The organism is Ensifer adhaerens (assembly GCF_020035535.1).
Taxonomy (GTDB): domain Bacteria; phylum Pseudomonadota; class Alphaproteobacteria; order Rhizobiales; family Rhizobiaceae; genus Ensifer.
In genome coordinates this window covers 1,674,266-1,691,696 of sequence record NZ_CP083349.1, presented here as the reverse complement: position 1 = coordinate 1,691,696, position 17,431 = coordinate 1,674,266, and the positions used below count along the sequence as shown (strand labels likewise).

Annotated in this window: 15 protein-coding genes; 11 read left to right on the top strand and 4 right to left on the bottom strand. The window is 61.9% G+C overall.

Annotated features, from left to right (window positions below):
- Positions 1-74: 74 nt before the first annotated feature.
- Positions 75-1,202: an anhydro-N-acetylmuramic acid kinase gene (locus tag LAC81_RS08325; protein ID WP_223727445.1), complete on the top strand. Its 1,128-nt coding sequence runs from the start codon at positions 75-77 to the stop codon at positions 1,200-1,202.
- A 135-nt stretch (positions 1,203-1,337) separates the two neighbouring features.
- Entirely contained in the window at positions 1,338-2,543 is a 1,206-nt protein-coding gene (locus LAC81_RS08320; RefSeq protein WP_223727444.1) for a sensor domain-containing diguanylate cyclase, read from the top strand.
- A gap of 64 nt (positions 2,544-2,607) precedes the next feature.
- On the opposite strand, the gene LAC81_RS08315 is transcribed toward LAC81_RS08320, so the two are convergent.
- The gene (locus LAC81_RS08315) at positions 2,608-3,285 is read right to left on the bottom strand and encodes an alpha/beta hydrolase (RefSeq protein ID WP_113540012.1); all 678 of its coding nucleotides are present in this window, start codon (positions 3,283-3,285) and stop codon (positions 2,608-2,610) included.
- 224 nt (positions 3,286-3,509) lie between these two features.
- On the opposite strand from LAC81_RS08315, the gene LAC81_RS08310 reads away from it, so the two are divergent.
- The 9 genes from LAC81_RS08310 (at position 3,510) to LAC81_RS08270 (ending at position 12,794) form a co-directional block, all read left to right on the top strand.
- Complete coding sequence (locus LAC81_RS08310; protein WP_223727443.1) at positions 3,510-4,676, top strand: cysteine desulfurase family protein; 1,167 nt, start codon at positions 3,510-3,512, stop codon at positions 4,674-4,676.
- A gap of 150 nt (positions 4,677-4,826) precedes the next feature.
- On the top strand, positions 4,827-6,296 hold the full coding sequence (gene sufB / locus LAC81_RS08305; RefSeq protein ID WP_223727442.1) for a Fe-S cluster assembly protein SufB: 1,470 nt from the start codon (positions 4,827-4,829) through the stop codon (positions 6,294-6,296).
- A gap of 77 nt (positions 6,297-6,373) precedes the next feature.
- Positions 6,374-7,129: a Fe-S cluster assembly ATPase SufC gene (sufC, locus tag LAC81_RS08300; RefSeq protein ID WP_113540008.1), complete on the top strand. Its 756-nt coding sequence runs from the start codon at positions 6,374-6,376 to the stop codon at positions 7,127-7,129.
- 22 nt (positions 7,130-7,151) lie between these two features.
- The gene (sufD, locus tag LAC81_RS08295; RefSeq protein ID WP_223727441.1) at positions 7,152-8,429 is read left to right on the top strand and encodes a Fe-S cluster assembly protein SufD; all 1,278 of its coding nucleotides are present in this window, start codon (positions 7,152-7,154) and stop codon (positions 8,427-8,429) included.
- A 130-nt stretch (positions 8,430-8,559) separates the two neighbouring features.
- On the top strand, positions 8,560-9,801 hold the full coding sequence (locus LAC81_RS08290; protein WP_223727440.1) for a cysteine desulfurase: 1,242 nt from the start codon (positions 8,560-8,562) through the stop codon (positions 9,799-9,801).
- Between the two features lie 83 nt (positions 9,802-9,884).
- Positions 9,885-10,265: an SUF system Fe-S cluster assembly protein gene (locus LAC81_RS08285; protein WP_113540005.1), complete on the top strand. Its 381-nt coding sequence runs from the start codon at positions 9,885-9,887 to the stop codon at positions 10,263-10,265.
- A gap of 98 nt (positions 10,266-10,363) precedes the next feature.
- Positions 10,364-10,756, top strand: coding sequence for a Fe-S cluster assembly scaffold SufA (gene sufA / locus LAC81_RS08280; RefSeq protein WP_223727439.1), 393 nt, complete (start codon positions 10,364-10,366; stop codon positions 10,754-10,756).
- Between the two features lie 93 nt (positions 10,757-10,849).
- Positions 10,850-12,355: a sensor histidine kinase gene (locus LAC81_RS08275; RefSeq protein ID WP_223727438.1), complete on the top strand. Its 1,506-nt coding sequence runs from the start codon at positions 10,850-10,852 to the stop codon at positions 12,353-12,355.
- 10 nt (positions 12,356-12,365) lie between these two features.
- Positions 12,366-12,794, top strand: coding sequence for a response regulator (locus tag LAC81_RS08270; RefSeq protein WP_223727437.1), 429 nt, complete (start codon positions 12,366-12,368; stop codon positions 12,792-12,794).
- Positions 12,795-12,942: 148 nt separating this feature from the next.
- Here the strand turns inward: LAC81_RS08270 and gcvP are convergent, their stop codons facing one another.
- From gcvP to gcvT, 3 genes are read right to left on the bottom strand one after another with little or no spacing between them, the layout of a single operon-like run.
- Positions 12,943-15,807 carry an aminomethyl-transferring glycine dehydrogenase gene (gene gcvP, locus LAC81_RS08265; protein WP_223727436.1) on the bottom strand — a complete coding sequence of 955 codons (2,865 nt, stop codon included), beginning with the start codon at positions 15,805-15,807 and terminating at the stop codon, positions 12,943-12,945.
- Positions 15,807-16,169 (bottom strand): glycine cleavage system protein GcvH, encoded by a 363-nt coding sequence (gene gcvH / locus LAC81_RS08260; RefSeq protein ID WP_025427112.1) that lies wholly within the window; start codon positions 16,167-16,169, stop codon positions 15,807-15,809. Before gcvH ends, gcvP begins: the two co-directional genes overlap by 1 nt.
- Positions 16,170-16,185: 16 nt before the next feature.
- On the bottom strand, positions 16,186-17,325 hold the full coding sequence (gcvT, locus tag LAC81_RS08255; protein WP_223727435.1) for a glycine cleavage system aminomethyltransferase GcvT: 1,140 nt from the start codon (positions 17,323-17,325) through the stop codon (positions 16,186-16,188).
- Positions 17,326-17,431: the final 106 nt, after the last annotated feature.

Below are 17,431 nucleotides of genomic sequence, written 5' to 3'. Positions count from 1 at the left end.
TTTTGAACGAACGGGCGTTTAGCACTGTTTCCGCGCATAATCACTCCAAAAGTGATTCTGGAAATATTGACGGCATGACACAGACAAGAACGGCAATCGGCCTGATGAGCGGTACCAGCATGGACGGCATCGATGTCGCTTTGCTGAGGACCGACGGCGACGCCATCGTCGAGCGCGGCCCCTCTGCCGGCTTTGCCTATGACGCCCGCTTCCGCGACCGGCTGAAACAGGGATTGGTCGATGCGAAGAGCATCAAGCAGCGGGACCAAAGGCCCGGAGCGCTGTCGGAGCTTGAGCGCGACCTGACGCTGCGTCATGCCGAAGCGGTTAACGCCTTCCTGCAGCAGAACAGCCTGAAGCCGGCTGACATCGACGTGATCGGCTTTCACGGGCAAACCGTGCTGCATCGCCCCGACGACGCCTTGACCGTGCAGATCGGCGACGGCGCGCTGCTTGCCGGCGAAACCGGCATCGACGTCGTCTACGACATGCGCGCCAACGATATGGTGCATGGCGGGCAGGGCGCACCGCTGATCCCCGCCTATCACGCCGCTCTGGCGCGAGGCGCAGCCGGCGTCGCGGCGCCGGTCGTCTTCGTCAACATCGGCGGCATTTCCAACCTGACCTTCATCGGCGCCGGCGAGACGCTCGTTGCCTATGATAGCGGCCCCGGCAACACGCTGATCGATCAATGGGTCGAGGCGCACGCCGGCATTCCCTACGACCAGGGCGGCATGATCGCGAGCGAAGGCACCGTTCTGCCCGATCTCGCGTCGCGTTACCTCGCCAGTCCTTTCTTCACAGCCAAGCAGCGCCGCTCGCTCGACAGAAACGATTTCGCGCCGCCGTCGGGAAGCGACGCCGGCCTGGCCGACGGTGCCCGCACGCTTGCCCATGTGACGGCAGCAGCCATTCTCAAATCGGCCGGGCATTTGCCGCAGCGACCATCCACCTACATCGTTTGCGGCGGAGGCCGCCTCAACCCGGTGATCATGCGCGACCTCGCGGCGCTGGCGAAGGAGACGGGCGCCGTGGTTCTGCCGGCGGAGGATGCCGGCTTCAACGGCGATTCCATGGAAGCCGAGGCCTGGGCTTACCTCGCCGTGCGCTCCTTGCGGAGATTACCGCTCACCTATCCAGGCACGACGGGTGTCCGTCAGCCCGTCACGGGCGGAAAACAAGCTGCCAGACCTGCTCGCTGAAAAGCCCGAAACGGTGTATCGTATCCACCGTACGGATTAATCAATTCTTCGCATCGGCCAATTAGGATCGGCATCCGCTACCACGTGTGGTGGCGAAGAGCGGCTCGCCGCAATACGAAGGTTTCGGGTTCTTCGATGGGTGGTGCGCTTTCTCTGCTGGCTGTGAACTTCATCATTGCGCAGATTTTCACGGCCGCATTCCTCACCATCGCTGCAAAAAGCCGCCAGCGCCGCGCGGCCCTGTGGTGTGCCGCCGGTTTCGCTGTCGCCTCGCTTGCGGCCGTTTGCGAAGCAATCGTTCCCTTCTCGTCCACGCCGCGGCTCTTTGCTATCGGCGCCTTCGCCTGCATGCTTGGCGGCTTCTGCCTTCTGCGGTTCGGGCTCGGTCTCTTCTATGAGGTCCCGGTGCGTTGGCCGGTGCTGGGCGCATGCTTTATCGCCGGTGTCGCGTTGGATGTGGCCATTTTCGATCTGCCGCGCGGCACCTGGCAGCATGCCATTCCCTACCAGCTACCCTTCTTCCTGATCCAGATGTGGACCGCGTCCGTGGTGCTGCGTTCAGGACGTCGCTCGTTCTTCGACTGGCTGCTTTTCGGCCTGCTGGCACTCTGCTCGCTTTATTATCTCGTGAAGATCTATGCGGCCGTGGCCGCCGGCTCTGGCGCCTCCGCTCAAGATTACGTTTCGAGCCCGTTCGCGCTCATTTCCCAGGCACTCGGTGCGATGTTGATCGTCGGAGCAGGACTTGCCATGCTCGGCGTGATGGTCAAGGACATCATCGACGATGTGCAGGCCCGTTCGGAAATCGACCTGCTTTCAGGGCTCTACAATCGCCGTGGCTTTATGGATCGCGTCATGCCGCTCTTGCATGCGCGTGCCACCCAGACGCCAGGCACACTTATTCTCGCCGACCTCGATCGCTTCAAGCTGGTCAACGACACCTATGGCCATCTTGCCGGTGACGAGGTGATCCGTCGCTTTGCGCGGGTGCTGATGGACGTCATGCCGAACCGTGCCGTGGCCGGTCGCCTTGGCGGTGAGGAATTCGCAGTGTTCTTGCCCTGTACCGACCTGTCGGAAGCCCGCGTCGTCGCCCATGGCATGCGCGCTGCCATCATGTCCCAGCAGATCGCCGGCTTGCCGGAAGCAGCGCGCGTAACGGCGAGCTTCGGCGTCACCGCCGCCGGTAGCGGCGAGGCCCTTGATCCTGTCATGCAGCGCGCCGACAAGGCGCTCTACTCAGCCAAGGCGAACGGAAGAAACCGCGTCGAGTGCGCGGATGTGCCGACCACCGTCGTCAATCCGACTGTGCCGCAGTGGATCAGCCGCCCGCAAGGCTAGCCTGAAACGAAAAGGGCCGCGCGATCCGAAGAACGCGCGGCCCTTTTTGTCAATCTACCAGGGGTCAGCGAATGCGCTTGGCAGCCGGCTCCGGCGTCAGTTCGCCGTTGAGGCGACGGTCGAGGTAGTCCTCGCACTCCGTCATCAGGCCATCGACCTGGCCATTGAAGAAGTGGTTGGCGCCCGGAACGGTGCGGTGGGTGATGAGAATGCCCTTCTGGGCTTTAAGCTTCTCGACGAGACCATTCACGTCCTTCTCCGGCGCGACCTTGTCGGAATCGCCGTTGATGATCAGGCCCGAAGACGGGCAGGGCGCCAGGAACGAGAAGTCGTAGATGTTCGGCTGCGGAGCGACGGCCATGAAGCCTTCGATCTCCGGGCGACGCATCAAGAGCTGCATGCCGATCCAGGCACCGAAGGAATAACCGGCAACCCAGCAGCTCTTGGAATCGGGATGCAGGCTCTGCACCCAGTCGAGCGCCGATGCCGCGTCCGATAGCTCTCCGGCGCCATGGTCGAACTCACCCTGGCTGCGACCGATGCCGCGAAAATTGAACCGGAGCGTGGTGAAGCCGCGCTTCTGGAACATGTAGAAGAGCTGGTAGACGATCTGGTTGTTCATCGTGCCGCCAAACTGCGGATGCGGGTGCAGGATGATGGCGATCGGTGCGCTCTTCTGCTTCGAAGGCTGATAGCGGCCTTCGAGGCGGCCAGCGGGTCCGTTGAAGATGATTTCGGGCATTGGTTCTCCGGGAGTGTTCCTGGTTCGAATCTTGGGTTCAGATCGCGATCAGTCTTGACGAAAGCAGTCAGCTTTTCTAAAACCTAGTTTAGAACCGTTCAAAACTTCTGTGCGGGCATTCCGCCTTGTGCTTCGTCTCTTAAGGCAAGCGACGCGGAAAATTCAAGGAAAATGCATCGCCAGAGGTTGCCGGGTCGCAGCCTGTTGTTCTAGCGAAGGAAATCATGTCGAGTTCGCGCATCTACATGGACTGGAACGCCACGGCGCCGCTTCTGAGCGAAGCGCGCGAGGCCTGCCTGTTCGCGCTCGACCTTGTCGGCAACCCTTCTTCCGTCCATGGCGAGGGCCGTGCGCTGCGCACGCTCATCGAAAATGCCCGCCGCGATGTAGCCGCGCTTTGCGGCGCAAAGCCTGCGAGCGTCATATTTACCAGCGGCGCAACGGAAGCAGCGAATCTTGTGCTGACGCCCGATTTCCGCATGGGACGCACACCGCTGAAGATCGGCCGGCTCTATGCCTCGGCGATCGAACATCCGGCGGTACGCGAAGGCGGGCGATTCCCGCGCGATGCCGTCAGTGAAATCCCCGTGACCTCCGCGGGAATCATCGACCTTCAGGCGCTTCGGGACCTGTTGGCGGTGCATGATCGCCAGCTTGGCTTGCCGATGGTTGCCGTCATGCTGGTCAACAACGAGACCGGTATCATCCAGCCGATTGCCGAGATCGCCGAGATCGTTCGTGCCCATGGCGGCATTCTCGTCGTCGACGCGGTTCAGGCCGCCGGCCGCGTGCCGCTCTCGATTGAAGAGCTCGGCGCCGATTTCCTCATTGTCTCTTCGCACAAGATCGGTGGCCCAAAGGGCGCCGGCGCGCTGGTGGCGCGCGGCGAGGTGATGATGCCCGCACCGCTAATCCGCGGCGGCGGACAGGAGAAGGGCCATCGTTCGGGCACTGAAAATCCGGTGGCAATTGCTGGCTTCGCCGCGGCCGCCAGGATCGCCGGCGAAGGCGTCGGCCAGCGGATGAGCGCGATTGCCGCGCTGCGCGACAAGCTCGAAGGCGACATGCTGGCAGCTGCTGGCGATGTGGTCATACATGGTCGCGACGTTTCGCGCGTTGGCAACACGACATTCTTCACGCTTCCTGGCCTGAAAGCGGAAACGGGACAGATCGCCTTCGATCTCGAAGGGGTGGCGCTTTCCGCCGGATCGGCTTGCTCGTCCGGCAAGGTCGGGCAGAGCCACGTGCTGACGGCGATGGGTTACGATCCGCGCCAGGGTGCGCTGCGGATCTCGATCGGCGAGGCGACGACGGCGGCCGAAATCGAGCGTTGCGCCGCCGCCTTTGCAAAGGTAGCAGCAAGACGCCGTGCATCGGGGCAAGCCGCCTGAGGCGGAGCGAATGGATGAAATTGCGGAAAAGCAATTTTCCGCTTGGCAAACAGGGTGAAAAGCGCCTTTTAGCCATTACATAAGCGGTGCGCCGAGCGCATCGTGTTTACAAGCTGCCGGACCTTGGATCCGGCAAGATTGGAGAACGACATGCCTGCCGTGCAGGAGACCATTGATCAGGTCCGTCAGATCGACGTCGACCAGTACAAATACGGCTTTGAGACCACCATCGAAGTCGAGAAGGCCCCGAAGGGTCTTTCGGAAGATATCATTCGCTTCATCTCCGCAAAGAAGAGCGAGCCGGAATGGATGCTTGAGTGGCGTCTTGAGGCCTATCGCCGCTGGCTGACGCTCGAAGAGCCGACCTGGGCGCGCGTCAGCTATCCGAAGATCGACTTCAACGAGATCTACTACTACGCCGCTCCCAAGGGCGTGACTGGTCCGAAGTCGCTCGACGAAGTCGACCCCGAAATCCTCAAGGTCTACGAGAAGCTCGGCATTCCGCTGAAGGAACAGGAAATCCTGGCGGGCGTGCAGAAGTCGAAGATCGCCGTCGACGCCGTCTTCGACAGCGTCTCGGTCGTCACCACCTTCAAGGAAGAGCTGAAGAAGGCCGGCGTGATCTTCATGTCGATCTCCGAGGCGATCCGCGAACATCCGGACCTCGTGAAGAAGTATCTCGGCTCCGTCGTTCCGACGACCGACAACTACTATGCGACGCTGAACTCGGCTGTCTTTACCGACGGATCCTTCGTCTTCGTGCCGAAGGGCGTTCGTTGCCCGATGGAATTGTCGACCTATTTCCGCATCAACGAGAAGAACACCGGCCAGTTCGAGCGCACGCTGATCATCTGCGAAGACGGCGCCTATGTGTCCTACCTCGAGGGGTGCACGGCGCCGCAGCGCGACGAGAACCAACTCCATGCTGCCGTGGTCGAACTCGTTGCGCTCGATGACGCCGAGATCAAGTACTCGACGGTGCAGAACTGGTATCCGGGCGACAAGGAAGGCAAGGGCGGCATCTACAACTTCGTCACCAAGCGTGGCGATTGCCGTGGCAAGAACTCCAAGATCTCCTGGACTCAGGTGGAAACCGGTTCGGCGATCACCTGGAAGTATCCGTCCTGCATTCTGCGCGGCGACGGCTCGCGCGGCGAGTTCTACTCGATCGCCGTTTCGAACGGCCATCAGCAGATCGACAGTGGCACCAAGATGATCCACCTCGGCAAGAACACGTCGAGCCGCATCGTCTCCAAGGGCATCGCTGCCGGCGTTTCGGAAAACACCTATCGCGGCCAGGTTTCGGCCCACCGCAAGGCCGAGAACGCCCGCAACTTCACCCAGTGCGATTCGCTGCTGATCGGCGACAAGTGCGGCGCGCATACCGTGCCCTACATCGAGGCCAAGAACTCGACGGCACAGTTCGAGCATGAGGCGACGACTTCGAAGATTTCCGAGGACCAGCTGTTCTACTGCCTGCAGCGCGGTATCCCGACCGAGGCGGCGATCGCGCTGATCGTCAACGGCTTCGTCAAGGAAGTCATCCAGGAGCTGCCGATGGAATTTGCCGTCGAAGCGCAGAAGCTGATCGGCATCTCGCTCGAAGGCTCGGTCGGCTAAGGCTCCGAACCCGTAATTGAATGGCGCGCATTGCCTTGCGCGCGAACAGACGTTCGTTTCCCAAGAGGACGATAGAAATGCTTGAAATCAAGAACCTGCACGCCCGCATCGCCGAAGACGGCACCGAGATCATCCGTGGCCTGAACCTGACCGTGAAGGCCGGCGAAGTGGCCGCCATCATGGGCCCGAACGGCTCCGGCAAGTCGACGCTGTCCTACATCCTGTCGGGCCGCGAAGACTACGAAGTCACCGAAGGCGACATCCTCTACAACGGCGAGAGCATCCTGGAGCTCGACGCTTCCGAGCGTGCGGCCAAGGGCATTTTCCTTGCCTTCCAATATCCGGTCGAAATCCCCGGCGTTGCCACCATGCAGTTCCTGAAGGTGGCGATGAACGAGCAGCGCAAGTACCGCGGCGAAGACGAACTGACGACGCCGGAATTCATGCGCCGCGTCAAGGAAGCCGCTGCCGAACTCAAGATCGCTCCGGAAATGCTGCGTCGCCCGCTGAACGTCGGCTTCTCCGGCGGTGAGAAGAAGCGCGCCGAAATCCTGCAGATGTCGCTGCTGGAGCCGAAGCTTTGCGTGCTCGACGAAACCGACTCCGGTCTCGACATCGACGCGCTGAAGATCGTCGCCGATGGCGTCAACGCCCTGCGTTCGCCCGATCGCGCCGTCGTCGTCATCACCCACTACCAGCGCCTGCTCGACTACATCGTGCCGGACAGCGTGCACGTGCTCTACAAGGGCCAGGTCATCAAGTCGGGCGACAAGACGCTTGCACACGAACTCGAAGCCAACGGCTACGCTGACATCATCGAAGCTGCAGCCTAGGGCCTGTTGAAGGAGTGTTCGAATGAATATGCAACAGGCAATCAAGATGACCGCTGCCGAGACGGCGCTCGTCGACGCCTACACCAACCAGATCGGTGACCTGCCGGGCGATGGCTCGGTGCTCTCGGTTCGCGACACGCTGGTGCACGAACTGCGCACTGCCGGCCTGCCGACCCGTCGCGTCGAATCCTGGCACTATACCGATCTCCGCACGCTGCTGCGCGCGGTCCCGGCTGCCGATCCGACGGCTTTTGCCGACCGCGTTGACGCGCTGGTTCCGGGGTCGACCGTGCTTTCCGTCCGCAACGGCCAGGCTGAGGTCAAGGGCAGCCTTCCCGAGGGGTTGACTGTCCGTTCCTACGTCGACAGCCTGCTCGACGGTTCGGCGGCAGCCGGTCTCGCGGTGCTCGGATTTGATGACGCGATCGGCCGCATCAATGGCGGCCTCGTTCGCGGCGGTCTGGAAATCGAAGTGGCAGCTGAAACAGCGCTCGAAGATCCGCTGGAAATCCAGCTGGTGCAGAGCCTCGGCCAGGCGCATACCCGCTTCCCGGTGACCTTCGGTGCCAATACCAAGGCAACGGTGATCGAGCGGCATCTGTCGACCAACGATGCCGAGAGCTTCGTCTCCTCGGTCAGCGACGTGACGCTTGCCGAAGGTGCCGACATCATCTGGATCATCCTGCAGCAGCAGGGGGCAGCCGATACCCATCTCGGCCAGACTCGCTTCGACCTTGGCAAGAACGCCAAACTGCATCTCTTCGTGATCAATGCCGGCGGCAAGCTGGTGCGCCAGGAGATCCACGGCAAGACGAGCGGCGAGGGCGCGGATTTCAAGCTGCGCGGCATCAACCTGCTCGGCGGCGAAAGCCACACCGACGTGACCTTCACGCTCGGCCACAACGTGCCGCATACGACCTCGACCGAGATCATCCGTAACGTCGTCTTCGACCGCGCCAAGGGTGTCTTCCAGGGCAAGATCCTGGTCGCCAAGGACGCGCAGAAGACCGACGCAAAGATGGCGTGCAATACGTTGCTGCTCTCCGACGATGCCGATCTTTCGGCCAAGCCGGAGCTCGAAATCTTCGCCGACGACGTTCAGTGCGGTCACGGCGCGACGGTTGCCGATATCGACCACACGCAGCTCTTCTACCTGATGGCGCGCGGCGTTCCGGAGAACAAGGCGCGAGCCATGCTCGTCAACGCTTTCGTGGCCGAGATTGTCGAAGAGATCGAAGACGAACCGCTGGTCGAAGCGCTGGAAGGCGTCATCTCGACGTGGCTGGACAAGCACGCCTGATAGGCTCCTGCATAAATCCTTAAATCGGCATCGATTTGAGGATAAAATTATGCAGCAGTTCAACATGTTGCAGCGACCTTAGTGCGCCTTGAAAGACGTGCGGCGCTGTAGCGAAATTGGATTGAAAGACATGGAACACTCTGTACCGGTGCCCGCCTACGACGTCGAAGCGATCCGCAAGGATTTCCCGATCCTGTCGAAAACCGTCTACGGCAAGCCGCTTGTCTACCTCGACAACGGCGCATCGGCGCAGAAACCGCAGGTCGTGATCGACGCGGTGACCCATGCCTATTCCAACGAGTACGCCAACGTCCATCGCGGCCTGCATTTCCTGTCGAATGCCGCGACGGAAGCCTATGAGGCGGCGCGCGAGAAGGTGCGCCGCTTCCTCAATGCCCCGTCCGCCGAAAACATCATCTTCACCAAGTCCTCGACCGAAGCGATCAACACCGTCGCCTATGGCTATGGCATGCCGAAGCTCGGCGAAGGTGACGAAATCGTGCTGTCGATCATGGAGCACCACTCCAATATCGTCCCCTGGCACTTCATCCGCGAGCGCCAGGGCGCCAAGCTGGTCTGGATCCCGGTCGACGACAACGGCGCCCTGCACGTCGAAGAATTCGTCAAGTGCCTGACGGACCACACCAAGCTCATCGCCATCACCCATATGTCGAATGCGCTGGGCACGGTGGCTCCGGTCAAGGAGATTTGCCGCATTGCCCGCGAGCGCGGCATCCCGGTTCTGGTCGACGGCAGCCAGGGCGCGGTACATATGCCGGTCGATGTCCAGGACATCGACTGCGACTGGTACGTGATGACGGGCCACAAGCTTTACGGCCCCTCCGGCGTCGGCGTGCTCTATGGCAAAATGGACCGACTGAAGGAAATGCGGCCGTTCCTCGGCGGCGGTGAGATGATCGAGGTGGTGACCGAGGATACCGTCACCTACAACGATCCGCCGCACCGTTTTGAGGCCGGCACGCCGCCGATCGTGCAGGCGATCGGGCTCGGCTACGCACTCGACTACATGGAAAAGCTCGGTCGCGCCGCGATCCAGGCGCATGAGGCGGACCTGACGGCATATGCGCGCGAGCGGCTTTCGGCGGTCAATTCGCTGAGGGTCTTCGGCGATGCGCCGGACAAGGGCAGCATCTTTGCCTTCGAGATCGCCGGCATCCATTCGCACGACGTTTCAATGGTGATCGACCGCGCCGGTGTTGCCGTTCGCGCCGGCACGCATTGCGCCCAGCCGCTCTTGAAACGCTTCGGCGTTACCTCCACATGCCGTGCGTCTTTCGGGCTTTATAATACCAGGGCCGAAGTGGATGCGCTGGCGGATGCGCTGGAACATGCACGCAAGTTCTTTGCCTGAGAAATTGAAAGTTGAAAATCTGCAAAAGGTTCAAAGAGTTATTTTTATCTTCTGAACCAAAAGAGAAAGTCCAGGAGGCCGATATGAGCCTTGATGCTACGGAAGAAAAGGTCGATGTTCGCGAAGGCATCGTGCATTCGGAAATCCCGGCCGAGGAACTGGCGCGGCTCAGCGACGACATCATCGCCGCGCTGAAGACCGTCTACGATCCGGAAATTCCGGCCGACATCTTCGAACTTGGTCTCATCTACAAGATCGACATCGAAGACGACCGGATGGTCAAGATCGACATGACGCTGACCGCGCCGGGTTGCCCGGTGGCTGGCGAAATGCCGGGGTGGGTCGAGAATGCCGTCGGCGCCGTCGAAGGCGTATCGGGCGTTGAAGTCGCCATGACCTTCGATCCGCCGTGGACGCCGGACCGCATGTCCGAAGAAGCGCAAGTCGCGGTCGGCTGGTACTGAGCCGGGACCTGCATATTGATCCGTTAAGGCACGGATACTACATTTGATTCTGTAAGGCGCCGGGCCTTTACCCCGGTGACGACAAGGAGAATGAGCCCATGGGCTTTGCCGTAATGAGCCTGACCGATGCTGCCGCTGATCGCGTCCGTTCGATCGTGGAAGGCGCCGGTGCCGATGCCAAGGGCATTCGCGTCGGCATCAAGAAGGGCGGCTGCGCCGGCATGGAATATGCCGTCGACCTGGTGACTGAGCCCAACCCCAAGGACGACCTGATCGAACATCAGGGCGCCAGCGTCTGGGTCGCGCCGGAGGCCGTGCTCTACCTGCTTGGCACGCAGATGGATTTTGAAGTCACGACGCTTCGTTCCGGATTCACCTTCCACAATCCGAACCAGACGTCCGCGTGCGGCTGCGGCGAATCGGTGGAACTGAAGCCCGCCGACCTCGCGGCTCTCGCCGCTCAGGGCGATGCGGTGGTGCGCGCCAACTAAGTTTCCTCCATTCCTTCAAACGGATAGGTTGGCCCGGTTTTCGCCGGGCCATTTTTCTGCTGTGATGCGTGAACATGGAACAGGGGATTGCGTATGGCGGCGTTCAATGAGGATCTCGTCTTCAAGGCGCTCTACGAGACATTTCCCGACCCTGTGATCATCATCGATGCCGAGCGCATCATCCGCTCCGCAAACAACGCCGCCCTTCGTCAGTTCGGCTATTCTCCGGAAGAATTCATCGACCGCTCGGTGCGGCTGATCTATGCCAACGACGCTGAATATGAAAAGCGCCTGCGGAACCGCGCAGCGCGCGTCGACGAAACCGCCGCCCAGACGTCGAACTATCTCTATGCCAGGCGCGACGGATCTACATTTTCCGGCCACCTCCGCACCACGCCGCTGCTCGACGAGCAGGGGGAGGAACTGGCGCTCATCGGCATCATCCGCGATGTTTCGGATCTCACGGAGGCGGTAGGCGAGCGTCAGAAAGCGTCCGAGATGCTCAACGCGGCGCTGGAAGCCATGCCTGAAGGCTTTGCCATATTTGATCGGCAAGAGCGGCTGATCGTCCACAACAGGGCCTATCAGGTGATCTGCGGGCCGGCAGGTGCAGCGCTGGAGCCTGGCATCACCGCCGAAGAAATCATGCTTCTGGCGCGACAGGGTGGTCACTATCCCGATGCCTTGCCGGGCACCCGCGAGGGCGACGAATGGATCGCTTCACGCCTGCACGATTTCCGCCATCCCGACGGTCGGCCCAAAATCTATCGCTATGCTGATGATCGCTGGCTGCGCGTGGAGAACATCAAGGCGAAGGACGGCAACACCGTCGTTGCGCGTGTCGATGTCACCGACCTCAAGCGCGCGGAACTCACGCTCGAGCGCCAACGGCAGGAATTGGAGCACAAGAACGAAGCGCTCGACCAGTTCACTGCGACGGTGTCCCATGACCTCAAGGCGCCGCTCCGACACATCTCCATGTTTTCTGAAATGATCGAAGACGATCTCGCTGCAGGAAACCAGATCGAACTTGCCGAGAATGCGCGCCATCTGCGTGACAGCGTCCGGCGCATGAACCGGGTAATCGACAGCCTGCTCGACTATGCGCAGATCGCGCACCGGATCAGCCATTGGACGGAGGTGCGGCTCGCGGACATCGTTGCCGAGACGCTGACCATTCTTGCCGGCGACGCACAGGAAGCACAGGCAACCTTCGAGGTTGGCGACCTGCCGCAGCTGGAAGGCGACCCGGAGCTTCTCCGCCGCCTGGTTCAGAACCTGATCGGCAATGCGATCAAGTATCGGTACGCCGACCGCCAACCGGTGATCCGCATTCAAGGCGGCCTCGTCGATCAGATCGTCGAGTTCGTGGTCGAAGACAACGGCATCGGCATCGATCCGCGCTTTTCAGCCCGGATCTTCGAAGTGTTCCAACGGCTGCACAAGGACGAGACTGTCTATGGCGGTACCGGCATCGGCCTCGCACTGGCCAAACGCATAGCTGAAAGTCACGAAGGCTCGATCCGACTTGACACGACCTTCCGCGAAGGCGCACGTTTCATCGTGCTTCTTCCGAGGCGGCTACGGAAGGCGAACTAGGACGAAACAGGTGGCCTCGACGCCAAAGCGAGTGCTCTTGGTGGAGGACGACGCGCACGACGCGCGCTTCGTTATGCGTGCCTTCGCACAGGTCGACGAAACGATCGATCTGGTGTTGGCGGCAGACGCAGACAACGCGACCGAGCATCTTGCCCAAACCCATTTCGACTATGTGCTCCTGGACATCAAATTGCCCGGCAACGACGGCATCGAGCTTCTGCGGCGCATCCGCAGGGGACAGGCGACCGTCCTGATCCCGATCATCGTGCTGACCTCATCCATCAATCCGACCGACGTGCTCCATTGTTACCGGGCCGGCGCCAATGCCTATGTGGCCAAGCCTGCTTCGGTCGCCGGCTACAGGCATTTTGCCGAGGCTTTCGTGCGATTCTGGATCGAGAACACCATTCTGCCTCCCGGAATGACCTCGCGTCGGTAGCTCTGTGCATCGCGCAAACGCCGGCACAGATCTTCGCGAACTTCTGACACGATTCTGGAGAAGATGGGCGCGGGACGCACGCTGCCACGGCCGCGGAATAGCGCCGGGGAAAACCGGCGGAGCGGGCGCCCCGCCGGTTCTTTAGACGTTACTCTGCCGCTTCCGCGTAGCTTTCCAGCGGCGGGCAGGTGCAGACGAGGTTGCGGTCGCCATACACGTTGTCGACGCGGTTGACCGGCGACCAGTACTTGTCGACACGGAAGGCGCCCGGCGGGAAGCAGGCCTGTTCGCGCGAGTAGGGACGATCCCAATCGCCGACCAGGTCTTCGACCGTGTGCGGAGCGTTCTTCAGCGGGTTGTTGGCCTTGTCCATGCGACCTTCCTCGATCGCGCGGGCTTCCTCGCGGATCGCCAGCATCGCATCGCAGAAACGGTCGATCTCGGCCTTGGTTTCCGATTCGGTCGGCTCGATCATCAGCGTACCGGCAACCGGCCAGCTCATGGTCGGGGCGTGGAAGCCGCAGTCGATCAGCCGCTTGGCGACATCGTCGACAGTGACGCCGGCGCTTTCGACCAGCGGACGGGTGTCGATGATGCACTCATGCGCGACGCGGCCCCTGGACGACTTGTAGAGCACCTCATAGGCGCCCTTCAGGCGGGCAGCGATGTAGTTGGCGTTGAGGATCGCCACCTTCGTCGCCTGGGTCAGGCCTTCGCCGCCCATCATCAGGCAGTAGCTCCACGAGATCGGCAGGATCGAAGCCGAGCCGAATGGCGCTGCCGAAACCGCACCGTCATTGCCGTCGGTTTCCGGGTGGCCGGGCAGGTAGGGTGCCAGATGCGCCTTGACGCCGATTGGCCCCATACCGGGACCGCCGCCGCCGTGCGGGATGCAGAAGGTCTTGTGCAGGTTCAGGTGGCTGACGTCGGAGCCGATGTCGCCAGGGCGGGCGAGGCCGACCATGGCGTTCATGTTGGCGCCGTCCAAGTAGACCTGGCCGCCGTGCTTGTGCACGATCTCGCAGACCTCACGCACGTTCTCCTCGAACACACCGTGGGTCGACGGATAGGTGATCATGCAGCACGAGAGGTTTTCCGCGTACTGCTCGGCCTTCGCACGGAAATCGTCCATGTCGATGTCGCCGTTTTCGCTGACCTTGATGACGACCACCTTCATGCCGGCCATCTGGGCCGAGGCAGGGTTGGTGCCGTGCGCCGAGGTCGGGATCAGGCAGACGTCGCGATGGGCGTTGCCCTGCGCCAGGTGGTACGCCCGGATCGTCAGGAGACCTGCATACTCGCCCTGCGCACCGGAATTCGGCTGCATCGAGATCGCGTCATAGCCGGTGACGGCGCAGAGCTTCTCCGACAGGTCCTCGATCATGTGCTGGTAGCCGGCCGCCTGGTCCTTCGGAACGAAAGGATGGATTTCGGCAAATTCCGGCCAGGTGATCGGCAGCATTTCCGCAGTCGCGTTGAGCTTCATCGTGCAGGAGCCGAGCGGAATCATCGCACGGTCGAGCGCAAGATCGCGGTCCGAAAGACGGCGGATATACCGCGTCATCTCGCTTTCGGCGCGGTTCATGTGGAAGATCGGGTGCATCAGGTATTCGCTGGTGCGCAGCAGCGGCTGCGGCAGGCGGTAACCCGGCTCGAACTCCTCCACCTTGAAGTCGCCACCGAAGGCGCGCCAGACGGCTTCGAGCGTGACGGGGCGCGAGCGCTCGTCGAGGCTGATGCCGATCTTGGTTTCGCCGATCTTGCGCAGGTTCACTTCCTCGGCGACAGCCGTCTTGAGGATGATGCCCTGCAACTTGCCGACCTCAACGGTGATCGTATCGAAGAACACGTCCGGTTCGACGGTGTAGCCGAGCTTTTCGAGGCCCATGGCGAGACGCACGGTCTTCTGGTGAACGCTCTGGGCGATCGCTTTGATGCCCTTCGGTCCGTGGAAGACGGCGTACATCGACGCCATGACGGCGAGCAGAACCTGCGCGGTGCAGATGTTCGACGTCGCCTTTTCGCGGCGGATGTGCTGTTCGCGCGTCTGTAGCGACAGGCGATAGGCACGGTTGCCGCGGGCATCGACCGAAACGCCGACAAGACGGCCGGGCATGGAGCGCTTGTGCGCATCCTTGACGGCCATATAGGCCGCATGCGGTCCACCGTAGCCGACCGGAACGCCGAAGCGCTGGGTGCAGCCGATGGCGATATCGGCGCCCATTTCGCCGGGGGACTTCAGCAGGGCCAGCGCCAGCGGATCGGCAGCGATGGTCGCGATCGCGCCGGTCTGGTGCAGGCGGGCAATCAGGCCGGTGAAATCGTTCACGTGGCCGTAGGTGCCCGGATACTGGAAGATCGCGCCAAAGACGTCGACCGGATCGAGATCGGTGAAGGGATTGCCGATGACAATCTGCCAGCCGAGCGGCTCGCCACGGGTCTTCAGCAGTGCGATCGTCTGCGGATGGCAGTTCTCGTCGACGAAGAAGGCCTTCGCCTTGGACTTCGATACGCGTTCGGCCATCGCCATGGCTTCGGCGGCAGCCGTCGCTTCGTCGAGCAGCGAGGCGTTGGCAACGTCAAGGCCGGTCAGGTCGCAGACCATGGTCTGGTAGTTGAGCAGCGCTTCGAGACGGCCCTGGCTGATCTCGGGCTGGTAGGGCGTATAGGCCGTGTACCAGGCGGGGTTTTCCAGGATGTTGCGCTGGATCACCGGCGGCGTGATCGTGCCGTAATAGCCCTGGCCGATCAGCGAAACGAGCTTCTGATTGCGATTGGCCGTTTCGCGCATCTTGTCGAGCGCTTCGCGCTCGGTCATCGGCGCGCCCCAGGCGAGCGGCGTCTTCTGGCGGATCGACGGCGGGACCGTGTCGTCGATGAGCGCGTCGAGCGTCGGATAACCGACGACCTTCAGCATCTCGTCCATTTCGGCCGGCGACGGGCCGATATGACGCCGATTGGCGAAGTCATACGGCTTATAGTCCGTGAAGGTGAAATCCTTGGGCATGCTCATCAGGCGACGAGCTCCTTGTAGGCCGCTTCGTCGAGAAGGGCGTCGGCCGCGTTCGGATCGGCGAGCTTCAGCTTGAAGAACCAGGCAGCGCCCTGCGGATCGCTGTTGACGAGCGACGGATCGTCGACGATCGCCTGGTTCACTTCGACGATTTCGCCATCAAGCGGACAATAGACGTCGGATGCCGCCTTGACGGACTCGACGGTCGCGGCAGTATCGCCCTTGGCGAACGTGGAGCCGGTTTCCGGTAGTTCCACGAAGACGAGGTCGCCGAGCTGGCCGGCGGCATGTTCGGTGATGCCGACCGTTGCTACGCCAGCTTCGACCTTCAGCCACTCGTGTTCGTCGGTGAACTTCAACATTTGCGCTCTCTCCTGATCAGCGTTTGTAGGTTTGTTTGACAAAGGGCAGGGCGGCGACGACGACAGGCAGGTACTTGCCGCGCACTTCCGCAAAAAGGGTGGTGCCGTTTTCGATGTGGCCGGCGGCGACGTAGCCCATGGCGACAGGACCATCGACGGAAGGACCGAAACCGCCCGACGTCACCTGGCCGACCGGAGTCTTGCCCTCGGCATCGGCAAAGAGATTTGCCCCACCGCGAACGGGCGCGCGTCCCTCGGGCTTTAGCCCGACGCGACGACGCGAAGCGCCATCGGCGAACTGGCCGAGGATACGGTCGGCACCGGGGAAGCCGCCTTCACGGGCGCCACCGGCGCGGCGCGCCTTCTGCATGGCCCATTCGAGCCCGGCTTCGACGGGGGTCGTGCTGGTGTCAATATCGTTGCCATAGAGACAAAGTCCGGCTTCCAGACGCAGCGAATCGCGGGCGCCGAGGCCGATCGGCTTCACATCCGGATGCTCCAGCAGGCGCTGTGTCACATCAACGGCGGAGGCAACGGGGATGGAAATCTCGAAGCCGTCTTCGCCGGTATAGCCCGAGCGCGCGATAATGCAGGTCACGTCGTGCAGGTCGGCCTCGGCGACGTCCATGAAACGCATGGCCGAGACATCGGCCCAGAGTTCACCGAGTACGGCCTCAGCATGCGGCCCCTGAAGCGCGATCAGCGCGCGATCGTCGAGCAGCGTGACCTCGCAGGTGTCGGAAAGGCCCTTTTTCAGAAGCTCGAAGTCGGCGTCCTTGCAGGCGGCGTTGACGACGAGAAAGAGATGATCACCGCGATTGGTGATCATCAGGTCGTCGAGGATTCCGCCTTCGGTATTGGTGAAGAGGCCGTAGCGCTGGCGTCCTTCAGCGAGGCCCAGCACGTCCACCGGCACCAGCTTTTCGAGCGCCAGAGCCGCGTCCTCGATCTTGCCGGACTTCGGCCGGACGATGACCTGGCCCATGTGCGAGACATCGAAGAGGCCAGCGGCGACACGCGTGTGCTGGTGTTCCTTCATCACGCCATCAGGGTACTGCACCGGCATATCGTAACCGGCAAAGGGCACCATGCGCGCGCCCAGCGAAAGGTGCAGCGCATGCAGCGGCGTATGTTTCAAATGAGGATTGTCTTCCAAATCCGGCCTCCAGGTCTGGCGCTCCCGCGCCGGCTCACACTTCCGGCGTCAATCGCCGTCGATTCGAGCCCCCTCTGTCCCTTTGCCTGAGATTGTTATCCCTTCG

Excerpts from the sequence above, each read along its gene's own strand:
- LAC81_RS08325 (WP_223727445.1), top strand. The coding sequence starts at position 75 with ATGACACAGACAAGAACGGCAATCGGCCTGATGAGCGGTACCAGCATG.
- LAC81_RS08320 (WP_223727444.1), top strand. The coding sequence starts at position 1,338 with ATGGGTGGTGCGCTTTCTCTGCTGGCTGTGAACTTCATCATTGCGCAG.
- LAC81_RS08315 (WP_113540012.1), bottom strand. The coding sequence starts at position 3,285 with ATGCCCGAAATCATCTTCAACGGACCCGCTGGCCGCCTCGAAGGCCGC.
- LAC81_RS08310 (WP_223727443.1), top strand. The coding sequence starts at position 3,510 with ATGTCGAGTTCGCGCATCTACATGGACTGGAACGCCACGGCGCCGCTT.
- sufB (WP_223727442.1), top strand. The coding sequence starts at position 4,827 with ATGCCTGCCGTGCAGGAGACCATTGATCAGGTCCGTCAGATCGACGTC.
- sufC (WP_113540008.1), top strand. The coding sequence starts at position 6,374 with ATGCTTGAAATCAAGAACCTGCACGCCCGCATCGCCGAAGACGGCACC.
- sufD (WP_223727441.1), top strand. The coding sequence starts at position 7,152 with ATGAATATGCAACAGGCAATCAAGATGACCGCTGCCGAGACGGCGCTC.
- LAC81_RS08290 (WP_223727440.1), top strand. The coding sequence starts at position 8,560 with ATGGAACACTCTGTACCGGTGCCCGCCTACGACGTCGAAGCGATCCGC.
- LAC81_RS08285 (WP_113540005.1), top strand. The coding sequence starts at position 9,885 with ATGAGCCTTGATGCTACGGAAGAAAAGGTCGATGTTCGCGAAGGCATC.
- sufA (WP_223727439.1), top strand. The coding sequence starts at position 10,364 with ATGGGCTTTGCCGTAATGAGCCTGACCGATGCTGCCGCTGATCGCGTC.
- LAC81_RS08275 (WP_223727438.1), top strand. The coding sequence starts at position 10,850 with ATGGCGGCGTTCAATGAGGATCTCGTCTTCAAGGCGCTCTACGAGACA.
- gcvP (WP_223727436.1), bottom strand. The coding sequence starts at position 15,807 with ATGAGCATGCCCAAGGATTTCACCTTCACGGACTATAAGCCGTATGAC.
- gcvH (WP_025427112.1), bottom strand. The coding sequence starts at position 16,169 with ATGTTGAAGTTCACCGACGAACACGAGTGGCTGAAGGTCGAAGCTGGC.